At 68.0% G+C, this 25,933-nt stretch carries 14 protein-coding genes and 1 riboswitch; of the genes, 8 read left to right on the top strand and 6 right to left on the bottom strand.

Annotated features, from left to right (window positions below; all coding sequences use genetic code 11):
- Positions 1-201: 201 nt before the first annotated feature.
- Positions 202-1,998 carry an autotransporter assembly complex protein TamA gene (locus ACVOK1_RS14590; RefSeq protein WP_313050245.1) on the top strand — a complete coding sequence of 599 codons (1,797 nt, stop codon included), beginning with the start codon at positions 202-204 and terminating at the stop codon, positions 1,996-1,998.
- On the top strand, positions 1,995-5,855 hold the full coding sequence (locus tag ACVOK1_RS14585) for a translocation/assembly module TamB domain-containing protein (RefSeq protein WP_481562485.1): 3,861 nt from the start codon (positions 1,995-1,997) through the stop codon (positions 5,853-5,855). Before ACVOK1_RS14590 ends, ACVOK1_RS14585 begins: the two co-directional genes overlap by 4 nt.
- Positions 5,856-5,870: 15 nt before the next feature.
- Here the strand turns inward: ACVOK1_RS14585 and ACVOK1_RS14580 are convergent, their stop codons facing one another.
- The 3 genes from ACVOK1_RS14580 to ACVOK1_RS14570 are packed head-to-tail and all read right to left on the bottom strand — an operon-like array spanning position 5,871 to position 10,263.
- Positions 5,871-7,193: a J domain-containing protein gene (locus ACVOK1_RS14580; protein WP_481562484.1), complete on the bottom strand. Its 1,323-nt coding sequence runs from the start codon at positions 7,191-7,193 to the stop codon at positions 5,871-5,873.
- Complete coding sequence (locus tag ACVOK1_RS14575; protein WP_481562483.1) at positions 7,190-8,578, bottom strand: hypothetical protein; 1,389 nt, start codon at positions 8,576-8,578, stop codon at positions 7,190-7,192. Before ACVOK1_RS14575 ends, ACVOK1_RS14580 begins: the two co-directional genes overlap by 4 nt.
- On the bottom strand, positions 8,575-10,263 hold the full coding sequence (locus ACVOK1_RS14570; protein WP_481562482.1) for an Hsp70 family protein: 1,689 nt from the start codon (positions 10,261-10,263) through the stop codon (positions 8,575-8,577). Before ACVOK1_RS14570 ends, ACVOK1_RS14575 begins: the two co-directional genes overlap by 4 nt.
- A gap of 144 nt (positions 10,264-10,407) precedes the next feature.
- Here ACVOK1_RS14570 and ACVOK1_RS14565 point away from each other — a divergent pair, with 144 nt between their 5' ends.
- Both ACVOK1_RS14565 and ACVOK1_RS14560 read left to right on the top strand, forming a co-directional pair.
- A complete protein-coding gene (locus tag ACVOK1_RS14565) occupies positions 10,408-12,555 on the top strand; it encodes a S46 family peptidase (protein WP_481562481.1) in 2,148 nt (715 codons plus the stop codon).
- Positions 12,556-12,728: 173 nt separating this feature from the next.
- Positions 12,729-16,175, top strand: a complete 3,447-nt coding sequence (locus ACVOK1_RS14560; RefSeq protein ID WP_481562480.1) for a hybrid sensor histidine kinase/response regulator — start codon at positions 12,729-12,731, stop codon at positions 16,173-16,175.
- A gap of 39 nt (positions 16,176-16,214) precedes the next feature.
- Here ACVOK1_RS14560 and ACVOK1_RS14555 read toward each other — a convergent pair whose 3' ends face one another.
- From ACVOK1_RS14555 to acs, 3 genes are all read right to left on the bottom strand, one after another.
- Positions 16,215-16,790 (bottom strand): manganese efflux pump MntP, encoded by a 576-nt coding sequence (locus ACVOK1_RS14555; protein WP_079224342.1) that lies wholly within the window; start codon positions 16,788-16,790, stop codon positions 16,215-16,217.
- A gap of 10 nt (positions 16,791-16,800) precedes the next feature.
- Positions 16,801-16,969, bottom strand: a riboswitch (yybP-ykoY riboswitch).
- Positions 16,970-17,192: 223 nt separating this feature from the next.
- Positions 17,193-17,858 (bottom strand): response regulator transcription factor, encoded by a 666-nt coding sequence (locus ACVOK1_RS14550; protein WP_006477308.1) that lies wholly within the window; start codon positions 17,856-17,858, stop codon positions 17,193-17,195.
- Positions 17,859-18,011: 153 nt separating this feature from the next.
- Positions 18,012-19,955: an acetate--CoA ligase gene (acs, locus tag ACVOK1_RS14545; RefSeq protein ID WP_481562479.1), complete on the bottom strand. Its 1,944-nt coding sequence runs from the start codon at positions 19,953-19,955 to the stop codon at positions 18,012-18,014.
- A 244-nt stretch (positions 19,956-20,199) separates the two neighbouring features.
- Here acs and ACVOK1_RS14540 point away from each other — a divergent pair, with 244 nt between their 5' ends.
- The 4 genes from ACVOK1_RS14540 (at position 20,200) to xth (ending at position 25,829) form a co-directional block, all read left to right on the top strand.
- Positions 20,200-21,627 (top strand): DcaP family trimeric outer membrane transporter, encoded by a 1,428-nt coding sequence (locus ACVOK1_RS14540; protein WP_406233874.1) that lies wholly within the window; start codon positions 20,200-20,202, stop codon positions 21,625-21,627.
- Between the two features lie 79 nt (positions 21,628-21,706).
- Entirely contained in the window at positions 21,707-23,362 is a 1,656-nt protein-coding gene (locus ACVOK1_RS14535) for an MFS transporter (RefSeq protein ID WP_164074352.1), read from the top strand.
- Positions 23,363-23,550: 188 nt separating this feature from the next.
- Positions 23,551-24,957 carry a coniferyl aldehyde dehydrogenase gene (locus ACVOK1_RS14530; protein WP_481562478.1) on the top strand — a complete coding sequence of 469 codons (1,407 nt, stop codon included), beginning with the start codon at positions 23,551-23,553 and terminating at the stop codon, positions 24,955-24,957.
- 104 nt (positions 24,958-25,061) lie between these two features.
- Positions 25,062-25,829 (top strand): exodeoxyribonuclease III, encoded by a 768-nt coding sequence (xth, locus tag ACVOK1_RS14525; protein WP_481562477.1) that lies wholly within the window; start codon positions 25,062-25,064, stop codon positions 25,827-25,829.
- Positions 25,830-25,933 lie beyond the last annotated feature (104 nt).

Below are 25,933 nucleotides of genomic sequence, written 5' to 3'. Positions count from 1 at the left end.
TTTTGTGGTGTTTTTGGGTTGTTTTGTCGGGCGGGGCTTGGCGGGGGGGGTTTTGGGGGGGCGGGGGGGGGGGGGGGGGGGGTTGGCCCGGGCGCTACCGATATCGTGCAGATAACGCGCACAAAGCTGCGCATTTTGACTGCCACTTAACAACCGATCCCCATTCGCGCGCTGCATTTCGCATCGTCACGCGCGGTCGGTATGCTGTGCCGCATGCAGCCAAAGAAATACGCCCTCCCGCTGATGGTCCTGACCCTGGCCACCACTTCCGTGGCCCATGCGCGCGGCACCATCGACAAGGTGGACATCAAGGGATTGGACAAGGGCGACGACGCCGCGATCATCGAGAACATCCAGGAATCGCTGACGCTGTACGATACCATCGGCAAGGAACAGGGCGAGTCGCGGCTGGAATACCTGCTGTCGCAGGCCGAGCGGCAGACCCGCGAGGCGCTGGAGCCGTTCGGTTACTACAACCCGGTGATCACCGTGGAAGCGCCCCGCCAGGACGAGCGCGTGCAGGTGCATATCCGGGTGGAGAAGGGCGAGCCGGTGCGCGTGCGCCGCGAGCACATCGACATCACCGGCCCTGCCATGTACGACCAGTACCTGCAGGATGACTTGGCCGCGTTCAAGCCGCGCAAGGGCCAGCGCTTCGAACACACCCAGTACGAAGCCAGCAAGATCACCATCACCCGGCGCCTGGCCGAGCGCGGCTACTTCGACGCCGACTACACCCAGCGCCAGGTGCAGGTCACCCGCGCCGAGAACGCCGCCGACATCGACCTGACCTGGGACAGCGGCCGCCGCTACAACATGGGCCCGGTGACTTTCGAGCAGGATTACTTCGTCGACAAGCTGTTCGACCCGCTGGTGTACTGGGAACAGGGCAGCTACTTCCACGAAGGCAAGCTGGACCGCCTGCGCGAGTCGCTGACCAAGCTCGACTACTTCAGCGTGATCGACATCCAGCCGCGGCCGGACCAGGCCGACGAGAACGGCGAAGTACCGGTGGACGTGAAGCTGACCCGGGCCAAGCGCACCATCTACACCTCGGGCCTGAGCTACGGCAGCGAGAGCGGCGCGGGTGTGCGCGGTGGCATCGAGCGGCGCTACGTGAACAGCCGCGGCCACAAGATGAACACCCAGCTGGACTATGCGCAGAAGCGGAAGAGCCTGACCAGCACCTACCGCGTGCCGGCGTTCAAGTGGCTCGACGGCTGGTACGGCTTCACCGCCAGTGCCTACGATGAGCAGACCGATTACATCGACCTGCGCAACTTCAAGCTGATCGCCAGCCGCAGCGGCCAGATCAACGAGAACTGGACCGCCATCGCCTCGATGAACGCCCTGCGCGAGCGCTGGCGCTATGCCTCGGGCACCGAGTTCACCAACGCGGTCTACAACACCTCGACCCTGGTCTACCCGCAGCTGGTCGCCGACTACGTCAACGTCGACGATCCGCTGTTCCCGCGCAGCGGCGTCAGCGGCACCGCCACCCTGCGTGGCGGCATCGAGGGCGCCGGTTCGGATACCAGCTTCGTGCAGGCCAATGCGGTGCTGCGCTGGTATATCCCGGTGGGGCAGAGCGACCGCCTGATCCTGCGCGGCGAAGGTGGCACCACCTGGACCAGCGACCTGGTGGCGATGCCGCCGAGCCTGCGCTACTTCGCCGGTGGCGACCGCAGCATCCGCGGCTATGCCTTCCGTGAGGTGGGCCCGCGTACGCCGGCGCCGGACAAGTACGCGCTGGGTGCGAAGAACCTGGTGGTGGGTTCGGCCGAGTACGAGCATTACTTCAAGGGCGGTCCGTGGGGTGCGGCGGTCTTCGTCGACACCGGCAGCGCGTTCGACAACACCATCGACCTGCACACCGGCGTGGGCTTCGGCGTGCGCTGGAAATCGCCGGTGGGCCCGGTGCGCGTGGACATCGCGCACGGCCTGAACAACCCTGATTCGCAGTTCCAGCTGTACCTGAACATCGGAGCGGACCTGTGAGCGCGCAGACCCCGGAGACCCGCACCCCGCCGCCGCCGCGCGTGCGCTTCTACCGCCGCCGCCGCTTCTGGGCGTGGTCGGGCGTGGGCGTCATCGGCCTGGTGCTGCTGGCGCTGCTGGCCGTGTACTGGCTGCTGCAGACCGTGGCCGGCCGTGATGTGCTGCTGGCGCAGGTGGTGGCGCGGCTGCCGGTGGGCGCCAGCTTCACCTGGGACAAGGCGGACGGCCCGGTGGCTGGCCCGCTGACCCTGTACAACGTCGATTTCCGCTACGACGACATCCACTTCCACGCCGAGCGCGCGCACCTGGAGCCGGACCTGCGCCCGCTGCTGGGCCGCAAGCTGCTGCTGGACAAGCTGGAACTGACCAACGCCACGCTCAACCTGGCCAAGAGCGATGAGCCGTTCAAGCTGCCGTCGTGGCCCGATTCGCTGCCGCAGATCGAGATGCCGCTGGCGATCCAGGCCGATGTCATCGCCATCGATGGTTTCCGCATCAGCCAAGCCAATGAGCCGGTGATCGACATCGCCCGCGTGCGTGGCGGCATCGAGATCGCCAATGGCGAGTTCCAGGCGCACAAGCTGGTCGTGGACAGCGACGTGGGCGATTTCACCGCCCAGGGCCGCTACATCCCGGCCAAGGATTACGACACCGACGTGACCGTGACCGCCGTGCTGCCGGCACCGCGCGGGCGCACTGCCGCCACCCTGGGCCTGGTCGCGCGCGGCGATCTGGCGCACATGGAAGTGGCCGTCGCCGGCCGTGCACCGCAGCCGCTGAAGGCGATGCTGGTGTTCGACGGCCGCACCGACCCGACCTGGAATGCCACGGTCCGCAGCGACGAACTGGACCTGGCGCTGCTGTCGCCGGCGCTGGCGACTTCGGGCATCGCGCCGCTGGCACTGGATTTCACCGCCTCGGGCAAGGGCGGCAACGCCAACCTGCATGGGCGGGTGAAGCAGGGCGAGCAGGAACTGGAACTGGCACCGTCGGTGGTTTCGCTGCAGGACCAGGTGCTGAAGGTCTCGCCGCTGGTGGTGAAGGGCCTGGGCGGCGAAGCACGCCTGGAAGGCACGGCCGATTTCAGCCAGGAAGACCAGCAGAAGCTCAATTTCTCGGTGATCGCGCAGAACCTGACCTGGGTGCCGGCGCCGGACCCGAACACCGCCGGCAGCGCACCGGTACCGGTGACCCTGAAGGAAGCACGCTTCGGCCTGGCCGGCACGCTGCAGGCCTGGGCCGCGATCGGCCGCGCCGACGTGCAGCGCGAGCAACAGAAGGCGCAGCTGCGCTTCGATGTGCGCGGTAATGACAAGGCCGCGCAGATCCACCAGCTGCAGGCGCAGACCCCGGGTGGCCAGCTGCAGGTGGAGGGCCAGGTGGCCTGGTCGCCCCAGCTGGACTGGGATGCCAAGGCCACGCTGAAGGACTTCGATCCGGGATATTTCGTGCCGGGCTGGAATGGCCGCCTGTCGGGCAATCTGGCCTCCAAGGGCCAGCAGCTGCCGCCGCCGGCCAATGCACCGGCCGGCACTGCCGGTACGCTGCAGGCGACCGTGGACCTGCCCTCGCTGAAGGGCACGCTGCGCCAGCGCAACGTCGACGCGCAGGGCAAGTTCGCCCTGCAGGGCGAACATGGCCAGGGCGAGCTGAAGCTGACCGTGGGCAGCAGCCGGGTGACCGCGTCGGGCAAGGTCGGCGACCGCCTGGACATCGACGCACGCTTCGAGCCGCTGCAGCTGAGCGACCTGCTGCCCGGTGCCGATGGCGGCCTGCGCGGCCAGGTGCAGGTGAAGGGCCCGCGCGATGCGCCGGACATCACCGCCGACCTGGTCGGCAACAACCTCAACTGGGATGGCTACGGCGCCGAAAGCCTGAGCATCAAGGGCCACCTGCCGTGGCGGGGCGACAGCGGCACGCTGGCGGTGCAGGGCCAGCAGGTCAATGCCGGCATGCTGCTGGAGCGCTTGAACGTGGATGCGCAGGGCAGCGTGTCCAACCTGCGCCTGGCCGCACAGACGCGCAACGAGATGGGTGCGATCGACCTGCAGGGCAGCGTGCGCCAGCAGGGCACGCAGTGGCGCGGTGAACTGTCTGCACTGCGCATCGCGCCGATGAAGGGCGATCCCTGGTCGCTGCGTGCACCGGCGACCTTCGCCATCAATGGCGGTACCTACACGCTGTCCGAAGCCTGCCTGGCCACCACCGGCAGTGGCGCTCTGTGCGTGCAGGCCAACTGGCCGCGCGAGGGCGTGGTGGTGCGCAGTGATGCGCTGCCGCTGTCGCTGGTGCAGCCGTGGCTACCGCCGCAGTCCGGCCGCCGCATCTACCTGCGCGGCGATGTCAGCCTGGACGCGCAGATCCGTCCGCGTGCCAATGCCTGGGAAGGCCACGTGGAAGTGCGCTCGAAGGAAGGCGGCGTGCGCCTGGGCGAGATCCGCAACGCCGGCACCGACAGCACCCGCGGCGAACTGGTGCGCTACGACCAGTTCTCGCTGAAGCTGGACATGACCCCGGCCAGCATCAAGGGCTACCTGGGCATGGGCTTCCAGGGCAACGGCTTCGTCGATGCGAAGATGCAGACCGGCTGGGATGCCAGTGCGCCTTTGAACGGCGAGCTCTATCTCAACATGTCGCGGCTGTACTGGCTGGAGCTTTTCTCGCCGGACATCGTGCGTCCCACCGGCCTGATCGAAGGCCACGTGAGCCTGCGTGGCACGCGCGGCCGGCCCTCGCTGGGCGGTGACGCGCAGCTGACCAACTTCAAGGGCGAATTCCCGGCGCTGGGCCTGACCTTCGACCAGGGCAAGGGCAGCTTCGTCGCCCAGCCCGATGGCTCGGCCAAGATCACCGCGCAGGCCAACTCGGGCAAGGGCACGCTGTACGTCGACGGCGGCCTGTCCTGGTTCGGCGATGCGCAGCCGCTGCAGCTGAAGATCCACGGCGAGAACGTGCTGGTGTCCAACACCAGCGAACTGCGCATCGTCGCCAACCCCGATCTCGACTTCACCCTGGCCAAGGCGGCGATGGAGCTGCGTGGCACGGTCAATGTGCCCGAGGCCGACATCGACCTGGAGCGCCTGGACCGCGGCACCTCGGTGTCCGAGGACGTGGTGGTGCTGGATCCGGCCGACCCGGAGGAATCGCGCACCTCGCCGCTGGACATGGACCTGACCGTGAGCCTGGGCGACAAGGTGAAGATGACCGGCTTCGGCCTGAAGGGCGGGCTGACCGGCAAGATGCAGGTCTGGGCCAAGCCCGGCCGCGAGATGACCGCCAACGGCGGGCTTGAGGTGAGCGGCCGCTACAAGGCCTACGGCCAGGACCTGACCATCACCCGCGGCAACCTCAACTGGAACTACAACGCCGTCTCCGATCCGCGCATCAACATCCGCGCCGAGCGCCGCATCGGTGATGTCACCGCCGGCATCGACGTGACCGGCCGCGCGCAGCAGCCGCGTGCCGACGTGTGGTCCGACCCGGCGATGTCGCAGTCCGAGGCACTGGCCTATCTGGTGCTGGGCCGCAGCCTGACCAATGCCAGCACCGACCAGACCCAGCAGGTCACCGCGGCCTCGGCGGCGTTGTCGGCCGGCAGCGGCCTGCTGGCTTCGCAGCTGGGCGCCAAGCTGGGCCTGGACGATGCCGGCGTGAGCCAGTCGCGCGCGCTGGGCGGTTCGGTGATTGGCTTCGGCAAGTACATCTCGCCCAAGCTCTACGTCGGCTACGGCGTGTCGATGGTGGGTGCCGGTTCGGTGCTGACCCTGAAGTACCTGCTGCGCCGCGGCTTCGACGTGGAAGTGGAATCGAGCACGGTGGAAAACCGCGGTTCGATCAACTGGCGACGCGAGAAATGACCGGATCGGGTTCGGTTACCGGTTGCACCAGCGCAACTGCCCGCGATGGCCATGCAGGTCTTTTGCCCAGTAGACCAGGGCCATGACCAGCGCGGGCACGATCAGCACGATGGCGATCATCATGCCCGTACCCCAGGCCTTCTCCCCTGCCGGCGCACAGCGCTGCACGAAGCGCTGGCGGGCCATGCTCAGCACCCCGGTGCTGACCAGGGGCAGCACGAGCAGCGCGGTGAATGGATCGTCGGTGGTAGTGAGCAGCGTCTGATGGAACGCAGCCATCACCGCCGCGACCGCCAGTGGAATGGTCAGGATACGCAGCCCCGGCAGAACCGCTGAAGCGTGCTCTGGCAGCGATTGCCAACGAATGAGCGCACGTATCGCGCGGGTCGTCAGCCACAGGCCAGGGGCCAGCAGCACGGCAGTGGCGATGATCAGCACCGCGCGCTGGGCGCCATCCAGCGCGCCATCGGCGGAGGCCGGCAGCGGCCAGCTGGCGACCACGCCCCAGGTGCAGAGCAGACCGAGGACCACGCTGATCAGCAGCGCACGCAGGCCGCCGGCCTGCCAATGGATGGTATCGCCCTCGCGGCCGAAACGTGACCAGAACGCCACCTGCCCGGCATCCAGGCCCGGTGGCAGGCGCAGGTCGTGCCAGTAGCCCAGCGCTGCCAGCAGGTCGATCGCCTGGCGTGCCCGCGACGGCTGCAGGGTGCTCAGCAGGTTGCGCCAGGCCGGGCGCGGCTCACGCAGGCTGGGAAGCACATCGCTGCCGGGCACCAGCAGGGTCTCGCTGATGCCAGAGTAGCGGATCACCAGCGCCCCCGTACCGGCCGGTGACAGCAGCCAGCGCTGTTCGCAGCGGCGTGCCACGGCGTCCAGCCAGTGCAGGTCCCAGCCCCGTACCGGATCATCCCAGCCGAAATACCCACTGAGCGTCTCGAAGGTGCTGCGCGGCAGCGCCGGTTCGTCCGTCACCAGCTGCTGCAGCACGGCGTGGCCGATGCGCTGCTTGCCGTGCAGCGACCACAGCTCCGGTTGCTGCTGGAGGGCCTGCCGCAGGAGCGCGTCATCGCCCTGTCCGGCCACCTCGACCAGCTGCGCGGCAACGCCCTCGGCGTCCACCGTATCCGTCGATGCCTGCGCGGGGCGGACTTCCGCAGGCGGCGCTGCATCCTCGCGCAGTTGCGCCAGCGCGGCCTGGTAGGCCTCGTGCAGCCGCTGGAACGCTACCGGGTCATCTTCGGGCCGGGTGACCCGCAGCTGCCGCGCATAGGCGCGCTTGATGGCGCGTTCGTCGGCGTCGGCGTCCAGCCCCAGCAGCGTCATCCAGTCGTTCATCGCTGGCGGCGCCACACCTGGGTCCAGGCATCGCGCGCCCACAACGCCACTGCGAAGGCGACCGGCAGCTCGGCGTAGCTCATGCCGAGGATCAGCAGTTTCAGGAACGGCACCACCGACAGCAGCAGCCAGCCGTTGAACTGGATCTGCAGGTGGGTGCGCCGCCACCAGCGCCACACGGACAGGCCCAGTACCGGCCAGGCGAGCAGGGTGCCGGCCGTGCGCAGTTCCAGTCCGTGGATCAGCACGATGGCCACGATCGCCAGCAGCGGAATCGGCAGCAGCGCCGCGAGCGCGGATCGATGTGGCTGCTCGTCCTGCACCTGCCAGTGCAGGAAGGTCTGCACCGCGGGGGCGACCGCGCCCAGCAGCACCAGCGCCAGCGCGGCGTACAGTGCCACCCGCGCGTAGGTGGCCATCGGATGGATGCCGGCAGCGCCGTCACCCGAGGCAAACTGGCCCAGCACGCCCACGGCCAGCACCAGCAGCGCGGCGATCACCGCGCACGCGACACCGCGCAGCAGTCCCTGCAGCCAGCGCTCGTGGTTCAGCCGGTGCATCGCGCCGATGTCGCGCCAGAACGCGATCTGGCGGGCCTGCAGTGGGGCCGGCACCGGCGTGTCGTCATCGATGCCCAGGGCATCCAGGGTCTGGTTGAGGTCGCGCCCACGCTGGGGCGACAACGAAGTGAGCAGTGCCTGCCAGTGATTCCACGGACGCGACAGCCAGGCCATGTGCTCGCCGGCCGCGGCGGGCGGGTTCGGCAATCCGCAGCGCTGCAGCAGTTCGGCCAGGCGATGGTGGTTGCCCGGCTGCACCACCCACTGGCGGTGCATCTCCATGCGCCGTGCATCCAGTGCATAGGGATCCACGCCGCTGCCGATCTCGTCCCAGCCGAACCGTTCGGCCAGCACATCGAGGTTGTCGGCCTGCACCGGCTCGGTGGCGGAGAACAGCGCGTCCAGCAGGGCGTCACCGATCCGCGCCTTCCCCTGCAACGACCACAGTTCCGGCTGCTGCGCCAGCCACTCCTGCAGCGCGTCCGGCTCCTGCTGCACGGCTTCGGCCAAGATGCGGCCGGCGATGGCCTCCACGTCCATGCGCGGGTCGGCCCGCACGTGGCCATCCGCCTGCGGACCCGCGTCCGCAACGCTCGGCGCTGCCCATTGCAGCGGTGCTTCCGGTCCGCTGCCGGGCCACGGGGCCTCCTCTGCGGCGCGATCCTTCGCCCAGGCCAGTGCGGCCTGGTAGGCCTCGTGCAGCTGCTGGAAGGCGACCGGATCGTCCTCCGGGCGGGTCACCCGCAGGCGCTGCGCGTAGGCCCGCTTGATCGCACGTTCGTCGGCATCCTCGTCCAGCTCCAGCACGTCCAGGCCCCAGCTCATGCATCGCGCTCCAGCATGTCCAGCGCCTGCGACAGCTCGCGGCGCTGCTGCTCGATGTGGTGAAGGTCCTGGCCGTCCAGCGCGTGGCGGAACTGCAGCAGCCAGCCCTGCAGCGTGTCGCGCTGATCGATGAACTCCTCGTACAGGCGTTCGGCACGGGCCACCACGGCCAGGTTCTGCTGGGCATCGCGCGGATGGATCTTCAGGTCCTGCAGGGCCTGCAGGCGCTGCTGGATCTCCTCGGGCGACAGCAGGCCCGGGTTCTGTTCCAGGATCAGCTCGTGGCGCAGGCCCGTGGCATCCTCAGTCACCTCCACCTGCAGCAGGCCGTTGATGTCGTAGGTGAAACGGGTGGTGATGCCGCGCTCTTCCATCGGTGCACGATGGGTCAACGGCACGCGCAGCTCGCCCAGCTTGATGTTGCGGTCCACGGTCGGGCTTTCGCCCTGGTAGATGTCGATCACGACTTCGCGCTGGCTCTCGTGGATCGGGAAGAACTGATCCTCGCGGCTGACCGGCACCACGCTGTTGCGCTGGATGATGGGATGGAAATAGCCGCCGCGCGACTGCCCGTCCGGCATACGGCGGGACACCTGGGTGCCCAGCGTGTAGGGGCAGACGTCGGTCAGCACCACTTCGCGCAGGGCTTCGTTGCGCCCCTTCAGGCCGGCGGCGACGGTGGCACCCAGGGCGATGGCATGGTCCGGGTGGACATGGCGCAGCGGCAGCCGACCGAACATGCGGGTGACCAGGCGGCTGACCATCGGCATGCGCACCGCACCGCCCACCAGCACGATGTCGTCCAGTGCGTCCGGCTGCAGCCGTGCATCGCGGATCGCCCGCTCGATCGGGCCGCGCATGCGCTGCAGCAGCGGATCGCACAGCCGGGCGAATCCGGCCTCGTCCAGTTCCCAGCGCAGCCGGCGTTCGCCCAGCGTCAGCTCCAGCGTGCTGCTGCCGCTGTGGCTCAGCTCGCGCTTGAAGAGTTCCAGGTGGCGCAGCAGCTGCGCCCTCTCGCTGTCGGCCAGGGTAGCCAGGTCCAGGCGCTGGTCGGCCAGCAGGGCCTCCAGCAGCACGCTCGAGAAATCCTCGCCGCCGAGGAAGTTGTCGCCGGCACTGGCATGCACTTCGATCACGCCGTCGAACAGCTCCAGGATCGACACATCGAAGGTGCCGCCGCCCAGGTCCAGCACCAGCACCCGACCTTCGCCCTCGCGCTGCTGCAGGCCATAGGCCAGCGCGGCGGCGGTGGGTTCGTTGATCAGGCGCTCCACGCAGATGCCGGCCAGTTCGCCGGCAGTGCGCGTGGCCTTGCGCTGCGCATCGGAGAAGTACGCCGGCACGCTGATCACCGCCTCTTCCACCTTCTGCCCGAGGGCGGCCTCGGCGTCGGCCAGCAGCGAGCGCAGCACCAGCGCCGAGAGCTCCTCGGGGCGGAAGCTGCGGTCGCCCAGGCGGGTCTGCCGGTCGGTGCCCATCCAGCGCTTGAAGTTCGCCACGCTGTGCGCCGGATGGCTGACCAGGCGGTCGCGCGCCGGCTGCCCGACCAGCACCGCGCCATCGGCCAGGCTGACCACCGAGGGCGTCAGCAGCTCGCCATGCGCATTGGGGAACAGTCGACCGCCGCCCGCCTCGTAGATGCCCACCAGCGAATGGGTGGTGCCCAGGTCGATACCGACGATCATGCTGCTTCCCTGACTGCATGTGATGGAACCGCGATTGTAGGCCGACAACGTGGCCGATGAACGCGCCACCCCAACCATCGGCCGTTGCCCCATCCGCCCCCAGCGGCTATGGTCCCGGGCTGTTCTGTACTGCCGGAAACGCCGATGTCTGCCCGTAAAACCCTTCCTGCCGCCCTGGCCCTGGGCCTGACCCTCGCCGCAGGCGCCCATGCCGATGAAGGCATGTGGATGCCGACCCAGCTGCCGGAGCTGGCCAAGCCGCTGAAGGCGGCCGGTTTCAAGGGCAACCCGGCCGAACTGGCCAACGTCACCGCGCCGCCGCTGAGCGCCGTGGTGCGTGCCGGCGGTGGCACCGCTTCGTTCGTTTCCGCCGACGGCCTGCTGCTGACCAACCACCACGTGGCGATGGGCGTGATCCAGTACAACAGCTCGCCCGAGCACGACCTCATCAACGGCGGCTTCATCGCCCAAGGCCGCGCCGACGAGCGCCCGGCCAATCCCGACTTCCGCGTGCTGGTCACCGTCGGCTTCGACAAGGTGACCGACCAGGTGCTGGCCCAGGCCAAGGGCAAGACCGGCCGCGCCTACTTCGACGCCGTCGATGCGGCCAGCAAGCAGATCGTGGCCGAGTGCGAGAAGGACGGCAGCGTGCGCTGCTCGGTGGCCAATATGTACTACGGCACCGATTTCTACCGCATCGCCCAGCTGGAACTGAGTGACGTGCGCCTGGTCTACGCGCCGCCGCGCGCGATCGGCAACTACGGCGATGAGATCGACAACTTCATGTGGCCGCGCCACACCGGCGATTTCACCCTGCTGCGCGCCTACGTCGGCAAGGACGGCAAGCCGGCCGCCTACAGCAAGGACAACGTGCCCTACCAGGCGCCGGCGCACCTGCAGATGTCGGTGGAAGGCCCGAAGGAAGGCGATTACGCGATGCTGGCCGGTTACCCGGGCATCACCTACCGCCACCGCACCGCCGCCGAATTCGCCGGCCAGATCGACACCGTGCTGCCGCGCCGCGTCTCGGTGTTCCAGCAGATGATCGACACCATCGAGGCGGCCACCGCCAACGATGCGCAGGCACGGACCCGCTACGCCTCGCAGCTGCAGTCGCTGAAGAACAACCGCAAGCGCGCCGCCGGTGAGCTGGAAGGCCTGCTGCGCAGCGACGCCAAGGCCCAGCGTGCGGCCGACGAAACCGCCATGCTGGCGGCCACCGACCGCAGGTACCAGGCCGACATCAAGGCGCTGCTGGCCAACCTGTCGCAGGGTGCGGCGGTGGGCGAGCGCGACCTGCTGCTGGACCAGATGGCCCTGCAGACCCAGCTGCTGCGCTCGGCGCTGCTGCTGGAGCGCCTGCGCATCGAATCGGCCAAGCCGGACGCGCAGCGCGAAACCGGCTACCAGCAGCGCGACCAGGCGATGATCGAAGGCGTGCTCAAGCAGGTGCAGCGCCGCTACGCACCGGAGGTCGAGAAGGCCCTGCTGACCCGCCTGTTGACCCGCTACCAGCAGCTGCCGGACGCGCAGCGCGTGGCCGAGTTCGACACCGCCTTCGGCCGCACGCCGGAACAGCTGGCCAAGGCCCTGGACGGCCTGTACGCCGGCACCCAGCTGGGTGACGAGGCACAGCGCCTGTCCCGCTTCGCCGCCGCCCGCGAGGGCAAGGCCCTGGCCGCCGATCCGCTGATCGCCGTGGCCGGCCCGCTGGTGGCCGCGCAGCTGCGCATCGAGAACGAGAGCAAGACCCGCGAAGGCGAGCAGCTGCGCCTGCGCCCGGCCTACATGCAGGCGCTGTTCGCCTGGCGTGCCAAGCAGGGCCGCGCGGTGTACCCGGATGCCAACCGCACCCTGCGCATCAGCTACGGCAAGGTCGAAGCGCTGCACCCGCGTGACGGCGTGACCTACTCGCCGGTGACCACCGTGGCCGGCATCGTCGAGAAGAACACCAACGCCTACCCGTTCGATGCGCCCAAGCCGCTGCTGGCGGCCATCGCCAAGGGTGATTTCGGCAGCACCGCCGACCCGGCGCTGAAGACCCAGACGGTCAACTTCCTGACCAACCTGGACACCACCGGCGGCAACTCCGGCTCGCCGGTGCTGAACGCCAAGGGCGAACTGATCGGCCTGAACTTCGACAGCAACTGGGAATCGGTCAGCGCCAGCTGGTGGTTCGACCCGCGCTTCAAGCGTGCCGTGCACGTGGACATGCGCTACCTGCGCTGGCTGCTGGCCAAGGTCTACCCGGCGCCGGAGCTGCTGAAGGAAATGGGCGTGCCGGCGGAATAAGGCCGGTTGCTGGTGGGCGCCTACCTCCTTTGGTGGGTGCCCACCGTCCACCTCTCTTGGTGGGTGCCCACTGTTAGTGGGCACGGATGCCCCCGTCACGACCAACGGTCGTGACCTACCAGAATGGCCAACGGTCGTGATCTACTGGCCCCTGTCCTGACGGAAACGCGCGCGTGGTCTCCAGCTGGATCCTGCTGCTGGTCTCGGTTGCCTATGCCGCGCTGCTGTTCGGCGTGGCGTGGTGGGGCGACCGTCGGCCGATGTACCCCGACCGGCCGTGGCTGCGGCCGGTCGTCTACAGCCTGGCGCTGGCCGTGTACTGCTCGTCGTGGACCTTCTACGGCGCGGTAGGCACCGCGGTCCGCCACGGCGTGGGCTACCTGCCGATCTACATCGGCCCGCTGCTGATGCTGCTGTTCGGCTGGCGCATCATCGAGCGTCTGGCGCTGGTGGCGCGCAGCCAGAACGTGGTGTCCATCGCCGATTTCATCTCCTCGCGCTTCGGCCGCTCGCGGCGGCTGGCCGCGCTGGTGGCGATCATCGCCCTGATCGGCATCGTTCCGTACCTGGCGCTGCAGTACAAAGCGGTGGCGATGAGCCTGCAGGTGCTGACCGGCAACACCGGCCCCACCGGCTTCTTCACCGACCCGGCGCTGTACGTGGCGCTGCTGATGGCGCTGTTCGCGACCCTGTTCGGTACCCGCCAGGTCGATGCCACCGAGCACCACCACGGCATGATGCTGGCCATCGCCTTCGAATCGGTCATCAAGCTGCTGGCGATGCTGGCAGTGGGCGTGTTCGCCTACCTGTGGCTGAGCAACCGCACCGATGCGGTGGTGCAGTCGGTGCATACGCTGTTCACCGGCCTGCCGCCGGTGGGCTTCATCTCGCAGACGCTGCTCAGTTTCCTCGCCATCATCTGCCTGCCGCGGCAGTTCCACGTGGCCGTGGTCGAGTGTGGCGACGTGCGCGACGTGCGCCGCGCGCGCTGGATGTTCGGTGGCTACCTGGTGCTGATCTCGGCGATGGTGCTGCCGATCGCCACCGCCGGCGTCACCCTGTTCGGCACCGGCGGGACCGTGGCCGATGATGCAATGGTGCTGGCCCTGCCGCTCGCCGAAGGGCGCAACGCGCTGGCGTTGATCGCCTACGTCGGCGGCTTCTCGGCGGCCACCGGCATGGTCATCGTGGCCTCCATCGCGCTGGCCACCATGGTCAGCAACGACCTGGTGATGCCGGTGCTGCTGCGCCGCAGTGGCGACCACCAGGAAGCGGCCGACATGGCCTCGCGCGTGCTGTGGATCCGCCGCATGGCGATCCTGCTGCTGGCCCTGATGGCCTACAGCTACTACCGCAGCAGCAGCAACGACAGCAGCCTGGCCTCGTACGGCCTGATGGCCTTCGCTGCGGTGGCGCAGTTCGCGCCGGGCCTGATCGGCGGCCTGTACTGGCGCGGCGCCAGCCGTCGCGGCGTCGAGGCCGGCATGGTGCTGGGCTTTGCCACGTGGATATACACCCTGCTGCTGCCGGCGATGACCATGGCCGGCTGGGTGGATGCGACCTGGGTGCGGCACGGGCCGTTCGGCGTGGAGTGGCTGCGCCCGCAGCAGCTGTTCGGCATGACCGGCTGGGACCCGCTGACCCATGGCACGTTCTGGTCGCTGCTGGTCAACGTGGCCACGATGATGCTGGTGTCCGCGCGCTGGCGCCCGGGCGTGGACGAGCGCCTGCGCGCCGCGCCCTTCCTCGATCCCTATGCCGAACGGCCCTCGGTGGCGGGCGGCTGGCCCGGTCATGTGCACGTCGGCGACCTGCTGGCACTGGCCTCGCGCGTGGTCGGCGAGCGCCACGCACGGCGTTCGTTCTTCGAACAGGCGCAGTCGCTGGGGCGCGAGCTGCAGGCGGTGGCGCCGGCCGACCGGCCGTGGGTGCAGTTCACCGAGCGCCTGCTGGCCGCCTCGATCGGCGCCGCGTCGGCGCGCCTGCTGCTGACCAGCCTGCTGCGTGGCTCGGGCATGGACCTGGGCGAAGTGGTGGCGGTGCTGGACGAAGCGGGGCAGGAGCTGCGCTTCAACCGCGAGATCCTCTCCACCACGCTGGAAAACATCAGCGCGGGCGTCAGCGTGGTCGACCCGGACATGCGCCTGACCGCCTGGAACCGCCGCTACCAGGACATGTTCGGCTACCCCGACGGCATGCTCTACGTGGGCCGGCCGGTGGCCGACCTGATCCGCTACAACGCCGAGCGCGGTGAGCTTGGCGAAGGCGATATCGAAGTGCAGATCAACCGTCGCATCGGTTACATGCGCGCCGGCTCACCGCACGTGTTCGAGCGTACGCGCAGCGACGGCAAGGTGATCGAGATGCGCGGCCAGGCGCTGCCCGGCGGCGGTTACGTGACCAGCTACAACGACATCACCGACTACAAGCACGCGGAAAAAGCGCTGCTGGAAGCCAACGAAACGCTGGAACAGCGCGTGGCCGAACGTTCGCACGAAGCCGAGGTCGCGCAGCAGTCGAAGACCCGCTTCCTCGCAGCGATCAGCCATGACGTGCTGCAGCCGCTGAACGCCGCGCGCCTGTTCGCCTCGGCATTGCGTGACAGCGACCATGTGAGCGACGAACAGAAGCACCTGGCCGAACGCGTGGATGCCTCGCTGCGTGCGGCCGAGGAACTTCTGGATGGTCTGCTGGACGTCTCGCGGCTGGATGCCGGTGGCCTGCATCCGGTGATCGGCGAGTTCGACGTGAGCGCGCTGATGCGCGAACTGGCCGCGCAGTACACGCCGGTGGCGGCGGGGCGCGGTTTGCGCCTGGACCTGTTCGCGCGTACCACCTGGGTACGCAGCGACCGCCGCCTGCTGCGCCGCGTGCTGCAGAACTTCCTCGCCAATGCGCTGCGCTACACCCGTCAGGGCCGCATCGTGCTGGCCGTGCGCCAGCGTGGCGATGAAGTGGAACTGCAGGTGTGGGATACCGGCCCGGGCATCCCCGAGCACCACATGCGGCAGATCTTCGACGAATTCCATCGCTACCAGCAGCCCTTCGACTGGGGCGAGCAGGGGCTGGGCCTGGGCCTGTCGATCTGCCAGCGCATCTCGCGCCTGCTCGACCACCGTCTCAATGCACGCAGCCGGGTCGGCAGCGGTTCGATGTTCTCGATCATCCTGCCGCGCGTTGCGCCGTTGCCGGGCTACAGCGAGCCGCTGCTGCCTGCCCAGGCCGCCGCACCGCCGGTGCGCAGCGATTCGCTGGCCGGCATGCGCGTGCTGTGCGTGGACAACGACGAGGAGATCCTCGACGGCATGCGCGCGCTGCTGGGCCGTTGGCAGGTGCAGGTGATCACCGCATCGACCGTGGACCAGGCGCTGGAAAAGGTGGCCGAGCAGCCGCAGGTGATGCTGGTGGATTACCACCTGCACGACCGCATGGACGGCCTGGACGCCCTGGTGGCGCTGCGCGAAGCGGCCGGTTACCCGTTGCCGGGTGCGCTGCTGACCGCCGACGGCCGCGATGAACTGAAGCGCATGGCCCGCGAACGCGGTTACCGCGTGCTGACCAAGCCGATCAAGCCGGCCTCGCTGCGCGCCTTCCTCGGCGCGCTGCGCGACGCGAGGTAGTGCCGGCCGCTGGCCGGCAACCCCGTAATCCTCACCGCGTTACGCGACGCCGTGCAGGTGTTCGTACAGGATCGTCGAACCGATGATCACCAGGATCACGCCGCCGATGATCTCGGCGCGCTTGCCGACCATGCCACCCAGCACGCGGCCGAGCATGATGCCGGCGGTGACCATGGTCAGCGTGCACAGGCCGATGACCGCTGCCATCACGCCGATATGCACGTCCATGAAAGCCAGGCCGATGCCCACCGCCATCGCGTCGATGCTGGTGGCGAAGCCGGTCAGCGCCAGCTTCCAGAAACCGTGGTGCTGCGAGGGATCCTCGTCCTCTTCGCCGCTGTCCGGGCGCACGCCGTTGATGATCATGTGCACGCCCAGCGCGACCAGCAGGCCGAAGGCGATCCAGTGGTCGAAGGCTTCGACGTACTGCAGGGCGGCGCGGCCAAGCAGCCAGCCGATGATGGGCGTGATCGCCTCGATGACGCCGAAGATGATGCCGGCGCGCAGTGCATCGCGGAATACCGGCTTGCGCATGGCCGCACCCTTGCCGATCGCGGCAGCGAAGGCATCGGTGGACATGGCAAAGCCGATCAGGAGGATCGAAACAGGGGACATTGGCGGCTGCTGAAGGTCGGGCAAGGACGAACGCACGGCTCGCGCTCGCGCCCAACCTGACGTTGCGCGCGCGGGCCGCTGGTCTCGCCAACCATCATGGTTGTCCACGCCACGGCGCACTGGCCGAGTATGTTGACGTGGACGATTCCTGCGTAGGAATCCGGCTACTCCCCAAGGGGACGCGAAGCTTAGCATCGCGATCCGCGCATGGCGCATTTCCGGGTAAACGCGCAGGCAGGGCTGGTTTGTATAGCGAAGGCTATATCGCGGGCGCAGCGATGCCTGGTAGTGCCGGCCGCTGGCCGGCAGGTGCGTCGGTAGAAGCGTGCCAAGCAAGCTTGGCAGCTACCAGAGCAGTTCCAGTGATTCCAGGCGGATGCCGGCCAGCGGCCGGCATTACCGTCAGTCCTCTTCCGGCGGCAGCACGATGGCGTCGTCGTCGATCGCCAGCTTGCCGGCCATCAGCACGGCCTGGGTGCGGTTGGTCACGCCGAGCTTGCGCAGGATGGCGGTGACGTGGGCCTTGATCGTGGCCTCGGAGACGTTGAGATCGTAGGCGATCTGCTTGTTCAAGCGGCCGGCGCCGAGCATCTGCAGCACGCGGAACTGCTGCGGGGTCAGTTCGCGCAGGCGCTGGCCGACTTCGCGTTCCTCGCTGCCGGTGGGCGGCACGTTGTGCGCCTCCGGCGGTGCCCAGGTCTCGCCATCGAGGATGGTGCCCAGCGCGTGGCCGATTGTGTCCGAGTCGGCCGACTTCGGAATGAAACCCAGTGCGCCGTGATCGAGCGCGCGGCGCATCACCGTCGCTTCTTCGCGCGCGGACACGACCACCACCGGCAGGTGCGGGTGCAGCGAGCGCATGTGCACCAGCGCGTTGAACCCCTGCGCGCCGGGCATGTTGAGGTCCATCAGGACCAGGTCGGCGTCGTTGTGCTGGTCGGCCAGCGCGTACAGCGCTTCCACGCTGTCGGCCTCGAACAGCTGCACGCCCGGGATGACCCGCTGCACGGCCCCTCGCAGGGCTTCGCGGAACAACGGGTGGTCATCGGCAATCAGGAGGGTGGTCATGGTCGGGGGGAACCGTGGGGGAAAACAGTGCGGGATCAGATCCCTTTCCGTCAGGAAAGGGATCTGACCCCTTGTTGGCCGGAGTTTACTGGGGTCAGAGCCCTTTCCTGGTGGAAAGGGATCCGACCCCGAAGCCCCGGCCCGGATGGTCCATCAGCGGACCTTGCGCTCGTCCACCAGCGACGCCACGACCGACGGATCGGCCAGGGTCGAGGTGTCGCCAAGCTGGTCCGGCGCGTTCTCGGCGATCTTGCGCAGGATGCGGCGCATGATCTTGCCCGAACGGGTCTTGGGCAGGCCAGGTGCCCACTGCAGGTGGTCCGGCGTGGCGATGGGGCCGATTTCCTTGCGCACCCACGCGACCAGTTCCTTGTGCAGCTCGTCGCTGGGGGCCTCGTCGGCCACCAGGGTCACGTACGCGTAGATGCCCTGGCCCTTGACGTCGTGCGGGAAGCCGACGACAGCCGCTTCGGCCACCTTCGGATGCGACACCAGCGCGCTCTCCACTTCGGCGGTGCCGATGCGGTGGCCGGACACGTTGATCACATCGTCCACGCGGCCGGTGATCCAGTAGTAGCCATCCTCATCGCGACGGCAACCGTCGCCGGTGAAGTAGCTGCCCGGGTAGGTGCGGAAATACGTATCGATGAAGCGCTGGTGGTCGCCGTACACCGTGCGCATCTGGCCCGGCCAGGAATCACGGATGATCAGGTTGCCTTCGGTCGGGCCGTCCTGCACTTCGCCATCGGCATTGACCAGCGCCGGCTGCACGCCGAAGAAGGGCAGGGTGGCCGAACCCGGCTTGAGGTCCATCGCGCCGGCCAGCGGCGAGATCAGGATGCCGCCGGTCTCGGTCTGCCACCAGGTATCGACGATCGGGCAGCGGCTGTCGCCCACCACTTCGTAGTACCAGCGCCAGGCTTCCGGGTTGATCGGCTCGCCGACGCTGCCGAGCAGGCGCAGCGAGGCGCGCGAGGTCTTCTTCACCGGCTCCTCGCCCTCGCGCATCAGTGCGCGGATGGCGGTCGGGGCGGTGTAGAAGATCGTCACCTTGTGCTTGTCGATCACGTTCCAGAAGCGCGAGGTGTCCGGGTAGTTCGGCACGCCTTCGAACATCAGCGAGGTCGCGCCGTTGGCCAGCGGGCCGTACACGATGTAGCTGTGGCCGGTGACCCAGCCGACGTCGGCGGTGCACCAGTAGATGTCGTCCTCGCGCAGGTCGAACACCGCTTCATGGGTGTAGGCCGCGTACAGCAGGTAGCCGCCGGTGGTGTGCAGCACGCCCTTCGGCTTGCCGGTGGAACCGGAGGTGTAGAGGATGAACAGCGGGTCTTCCGCGTTCATGCGCTCGGGCTCGCAGGTCGACGGCTGGCTGTCCACCACGTCGTGGAACCAGCGGTCGCGCGGGGCCTGCATGTCGACCGCGCCGCCGGTGTGGCGCACCACCAGCACGGTCTCAACCGTGTTGGTGCCCGGCAGCTTCAGCGCGGCATCGACGTTGGCCTTCAACGGAATCTTTCGACCACCGCGCAGGCCTTCGTCGGCGGTGATGATCAGCTTGCTCTGGCAGTCGCTGACGCGGTCGGCGATCGAGTTCGGAGCAAAGCCGCCGAACACCACCGAGTGGATCGCACCGATGCGCGCGCAGGCCAGCATGGCCACGGCCGCGTCGACGATCATCGGCAGGTAGATGGTGACCCGGTCGCCCTTCTTGACGCCCAGGTTGCGCAGTGCGTTGCCGAGGCGGCAGGTGCGCTCGTACAGCTCGCGGTAGGTCACGTGCTGGGCCAGCGCGTCCGGGCCGTCCGGTTCGAACAGCAGGGCGGTCTTGTCGCCGCGCTTTTCAAGCTGGCGATCCAGGCAGTTCACGCTGGCATTGAGCTCGCCGTCCTCGAACCACTTGATGTGGAAGTCGGCCAGGTCGTAGCTGACGTTCTTGATCTTCGTCGGCTTGCGCATCCAGTCCAGCCGTTCGGCGGCCTTGCCCCAGAACGCATCCGGGTCGGACACAGAAGCCTGGTACTGCTGCTCGTAAGACGTCTTGTCGATGCGTGCCTTGGCGGCGAACTGCGGATCGACGGGGTAGATATCAGCCATGGCACCCTCACTTGCACGTTGACTTTGTATGTGCGGTCGCAGCATCGCAACGACCCTCCGCCACCAGTTTGCCCCATCCACCCCCGGTCGCGTCACCACGGCGCTTAGACCATGGTCGAAAGTCAGTGCCCTGCAGGCCCGGGTTCGACCAATGGCGAATACCGCTATACATAAACGCCCCGCAGTCTCGGCTCGACCGTGCCCCACGCGCGGCATCACCTTGCCACTTGGGAGAGAGGGCAACATGAGCCACCGTACGTTGAAAGCCGTGCGCACACCTTTGGCGGCCTGCCTGCTGGTCGCCCTGGTCGCACCGGGCATGGCGTTCGCAGAGACCGCCAAAGAGAAAGCGCTTGAATCACGCGTTGCCGAACTGGAGCGCCAGGTCCAGGCGCTGCTGTCCTCGCAGCAGCAACAGCAGACCCAGATCGTGCAGACCCAGCAGGCCGTGACCGATGTCCGCGCCGTGCAGGCCGAGCAGAAGCCGGTCGCGCAGGTGCCGGCCGGCAAGCAGCCGATCCAGGTCACCACCATCACCCCGGGCGCCGCGCCGGGTACCACGGTCAAGATCGGCGGCTTCATCAAGGCCGATTTCATGGCCACCCAGACCAGCGATGGCCAGCTGGCCGACGATGCCACCGGCCGCGCGCTGTACCTGCCGGGCCAGACCCCGGTGGCCGGTGCCGGCGGCTCGGGCAAGCGCTCGGACGTGGACTACAACGCCCACGCCAAGTTCTCGCGCTTCAACATCGGCATCGACAACGTCAGCGAATCGGGCAACAAGGCCGGCGCGATGTTCGAGATGGACTTCTTCGGCAACTCGCTGGGCAACCAGACCGCCACCAACACCTATGGCGTGACCCTGCGCCACGCCTACATGTACTGGAACAACTGGCTGGCCGGCCAGACCTGGTCCAACTTCATGGATGCGGCGGCACTGCCGGAAGCGGTCGACTTCGTTGGCCCGACCGATGGCGTGGTGTTCGTGCGTCAGGCCCAGGTGCGCTACACCCAGGGCGGCTTCAGCGTCGCCCTGGAAAACCCGGAAACGACCACCCTCACCGGTACCCGCAACCCGGTCACCGGCGTGTGGACCAACGCCAGCGCCAACTCCGACCGTGGCAGCCTGCCCGACCTGACGATGCGTTATGGCTGGAAGGGCGACTGGGGCACCTTCGGCGTCGGCGGCATCGTCCGCCAGCTGAAGGTCGACAACCAGGCCACCGGCGCCAAGGCCGACAAGGTGGCCGGCGGCCTGACCCTGGGCGGCAAGTGGGTGATGGGCGGCAACGATTCGCTGCACTACCAGCTGACCGGTGGCGAGGGCATCGCCCGCTACATCGGCCTGGGCGTCACTGCGGATACCGCCTATGACATCGCCCGCGACGAACTGAACCCGACCGGCGTGCTGGCCGGCTACGTGGGCTGGCGCCATGCCTTCTCGCCGAAGCTGCGCACCAACCTGATCTACGCCCGCAGCGACTACGACAACGATGGCAGCCTGGGGCCGCTGGTCACCAAGAGCGTGCAGAGCATCCGCGGCAACATCTTCTACACGCCGATGCCCAAGGTCGATATCGGTGCCGAGTACATGTACGGCGTGCGTGAGATCGAGGACGGCCGCAAGGGCGACATCAACCGTCTGCAGTTCACCACGAAGTACAGCTTCTGAATAAGTGCCGACCAACGGTCGGCACCCACCGGGATTGCATGCCGACCAACGGTCGGCATCTACAGAGGGAAAACGTCTCATGTCCAGCACACCTGCACCGGCGAAATCCGAACTCACCCAGGGACACAAGAAGGTCATCTTCGCGTCCAGCCTGGGTACCGTTTTCGAGTGGTATGACTTCTTCCTGTACGGCTCGCTTGCCGCGATCATCGCCAAGCAGTTCTTCAGTGGCGTCAACGAAACCACGGGCATGATCTTCGCCCTGCTGGCCTTCGCTGCCGGCTTCTTCGTGCGTCCGTTCGGTGCGGCCTTCTTCGGCAGCCTCGGCGACCGCATCGGCCGCAAGTACACCTTCCTGGTCACCATCCTCATCATGGGCATCTCGACCTTCCTGGTCGGCGTGCTGCCCAACTACGCCTCGATCGGTTTCGCCGCACCGGTGATCCTGATCGTGCTGCGCCTGGCCCAGGGCCTGGCGATGGGTGGTGAGTACGGTGGCGCGGCCACCTACGTGGCCGAACATGCCCCGGCAAACAAGCGCGGCCTGTACACCAGCTTCATCCAGTGCACCGCCACGCTCGGCCTGTTCATGTCGCTGCTGATCATCCTGGCCTGCCGCTACTTCCTGGGCAACGAAGCCTTCGAAGCCTGGGGCTGGCGCATTCCGTTCCTGGTCTCGATCGTGCTGCTGGGCATTTCGGTGTGGATCCGCCTGCAGCTGAGCGAATCGCCGCTGTTCCAGCAGATGAAGGCGGAAGGCAAGGGCTCCAAGACCCCGTTCCGTGACAGCCTGAAGGGCGGCAACCTGAAGCTGATGCTGCTGGTCCTGCTGGGTGCTGCGGCCGGCCAGGCCGTGGTCTGGTACGGCGGCCAGTTCTACGCGCTGTTCTTCCTGAGCAGCATGCTGAAGGTCGACGCCACCACCTCCTACCTGCTGATCGCCGCCGCGCTGGCGCTGGGCGTGCCGTTCTTCATCTTCTTCGGTTGGCTGTCCGACCGTATCGGCCGCAAGAAGATCATCCTGGCCGGCTGCCTGCTGGCCGCCGTCACCTACATCCCGATCTTCAAGGGCCTGACCCACTTCGCCAACCCGGCCATCGAAGAAGCGCGCAGCAACTCGCCGGCGCTGGTTGTGGCTGATCCGAGCACCTGCTCGTTCCAGTTCGATCCGGTCGGCCTGCGCAAGTTCACCAGCTCCTGCGACGTGGCGACCGCCGCGCTGACCAAGGCGGGCGTGCCGTATGACGTGCAGCCGGCCGCAGCCGGTTCGCTGGCCATGGTGAACGTGGGCAGCGCCAGCGTCACCTCATACGAGGCCGCCGGCCTGACCAAGGAAGAAGGCAAGGCCAAGGCCGATGCCTTCGGTGCGGAGCTGAAGGGTGCACTGACCACGGCGGGCTACCCGGCCAAGGCCGACGGCTCGCGCATCAACATCGCCGGCACGATCTTCATGCTGTGGCTGCTGGTGCTGTACGTGACCATGGTCTACGGCCCGATCGCCGCCTACCTGGTCGAACTGTTCCCGACCCGCATCCGCTACACCTCGATGTCGCTGCCGTACCACATCGGCAACGGCTGGTTCGGTGGCTTCCTGCCGGCGATCTCCTTCGCGCTGGTGGCCGGTACCGGCAACCTCTACTACGGCCTGTGGTACCCCATCATCATCGCGCTGATGTCGGTGGTGATCGGCGGCCTGTTCCTGCGTGAAACGAAGAACGTGGACATCACCAAGTAACCGGCGTGGCGCCTAACGGTCGGCCCCCACCGGGGTTTCAAGGGCCGCGGTGCAGACCGCGGCCTTTTCATTTGGTAGTGCCGGCCGCTGGCCGGCAAATGCACGATGCCTGCCGGAGATCCATGAGGTTGCCGGCCAGCGGCCGGCACTACCGGTCACCTCACGTGCGCACGCCGTATAGTCGCGGAATGAGCCACTCAGCCGCCGACCTCCCCGCCATCCTGCACACCCTGCGCAGCGCCTGGCAGGCCCAGCGCCCTTCGCTCGACCAGCGCGACGCCGACCTGCGCCGCCTGCGCGAGGCGCTGCAGGCGCGCATGGATGAAATGGCCCAGGCCATCGCCGAGGACTTCGGCCACCGCGCCCACGTCGAATCGAAGCTGGCCGATGGCATGAGCGTGCTGTCGGCTATCGACCACCTGCGCCGCCACCTGCGGCGCTGGTCGAAGCCGCAGCGGGCATCGGCAGGCTGGAAGTTGTGGCCAGCGCGTGCGCAGCTGCGGCCGACGCCGCTGGGCGTGGTCGGGGTGATCTCGCCCTGGAACTACCCGGTCACGCTGGCGCTGGTGCCGCTGGCCACGGCCATCGCCGCCGGCAACCACGTGCTGCTGAAACCTTCCGAACACACGCCGCGCACCAGCGCGTTCCTGGCCGATCTGCTGGCCAGCGTGTTCCCGCCCGATCGGGTGGCCGTGGTGCAGGGCGGGGCGGACGTGGCCGCGGCGGTGTCCTCGCTGCCGCTGGACCATCTGCTGTTTACCGGCTCGACGGCGGTGGGGCGCAAGGTGATGGCCGCCGCAGCCGAGCATCTGGTGCCGCTGACGCTGGAGCTGGGCGGCAAATCGCCGGCGATTGTCTGCCGCGATTTCCCGCTGGAAAAGGCCGCCGCGCGACTGGCCACCGGCAAGTGGTTCAACGCGGGCCAGACCTGCATCGCACCGGACTACGTGCTGATCGACACGGCGCGCCAGCGTGAGTTCGTGCAGGCACTGCAGCAGCAGGTGCGCGAGCGCTATGGCGACTTCAGCGATGCCGGCGACTACACGCGCATCATCAACGAAGGCCAGTACCAGCGCCTGCAGGGTTACCTGGCGCAGGCACGCGAGCGCGGCGTGCCGGTGATTCCGCTGGCGCAGGTGGACCCCGCGCGCGCCGACCGCGAGCGCCTGCTGGTGCCGATCGTGGTGCTGGACCCGCCGGATGACCTGGACCTGATGCGTGAGGAGATCTTCGGGCCGATCCTGCCGGTGTGGGCTTACCCGGATCTGCAGGCGGCGCTGGCCGATGTGCTGTCGCGCGACCGGCCGCTGGCGCTGTACCCCTTCAGCCATGACACGGCGACGGTGGAGCGCATCCTCGGCCAGGTGGTTGCCGGTGGGGTGACGGTCAACGACACGCTGCTGCACTTCGCCGCCGACGGCCTGCCGTTTGGCGGGGTGGGGGCGAGTGGCATGGGTGCGTACCACGGCCGGGCCGGGTTCGATGCCATGAGCAAGCGGCTGCCGGTGCTGTGGCAGTCGCGCTGGGCGGCCAGTGACCGGCTGCGGCCGCCGTATTCGAAGATTGCGGGGTTGTTGAGGCTGCTGGTTCGGTGAAGCCACGCATGGCGTGGCTCTACTGACGGGATCTGCGCACGCGGGAGATTCACGCGCCAACCAAGGTTGGCGTCTACCAAAGCGGGGCCGGGTAGAATGGCCCCATGAAAATCGCCTCGTGGAACGTCAATTCGCTCAATGTCCGCCTGCCGCACCTGGAGCAGTGGCTCAAGGATTTCGGCCCGGACATCGTCGGTATCCAGGAAACCAAGCTGGAGGACCACAAGTTCCCCGATTCGGCGCTGATCGCCGCCGGCTACCGCAGCGTGTTCGCCGGCCAGAAGACCTACAACGGCGTGGCGCTGCTGTCGCGTGAGCCGGCGCAGGACGTGCAGATCGGCATCCCCGGCTTCGAGGACGAGCAGAAGCGCGTCATCGCCGGTACCTTCGGCGACCTGCGGGTGATCAACCTGTACGTGGTCAACGGCCAGGACGTCGGCACCGACAAGTACGAGTACAAGCTGCGCTGGCTGGAAGCGGTGCACGCCTGGATCGCGCAGGAACTGCAGCGCCATCCGAAGCTGATCGTGATGGGCGACTTCAACATCGCCCCGGACGTGCGCGACGTGCCCGACCCCGAGGTCTGGAACGAGAACCACATCCTGACCTCCACCGCCGAGCGCGGTGCGCTGCAGAAGCTGCTGCAGCTGGGCCTGCATGATGCGTTCCGCCTGCACAACGACGAGGCTGGCGTGTTCAGCTGGTGGGATTACCGCGCTGCCGGTTTCCGCCGCAACCTGGGCCTGCGCATCGACCTGACCCTGGTCTCCGATGCGCTGAAGGCCAGCGCGGTGGCCTCGGGCATCGACCGCGAGCCGCGCACCAGGGAACGCCCCAGCGACCATGCGCCGGCGTGGGTCGAGATCGGTTGAAGCGGTAGCGGCCCGGCCAGAGCCCCGCGGCCCCCCGGCGGCGGGGCAGCCCCGGGCGGGCCAGGCGCGAGCCCGGCAGGCTCCCGGTGGCGGTGGGGGGGGCG

This window comes from Stenotrophomonas sp. STEN087 (assembly GCF_056759115.1).
Note: the sequence above shows the minus strand (reverse complement) of the source record. Positions and strands in the feature narration are given on the sequence as shown.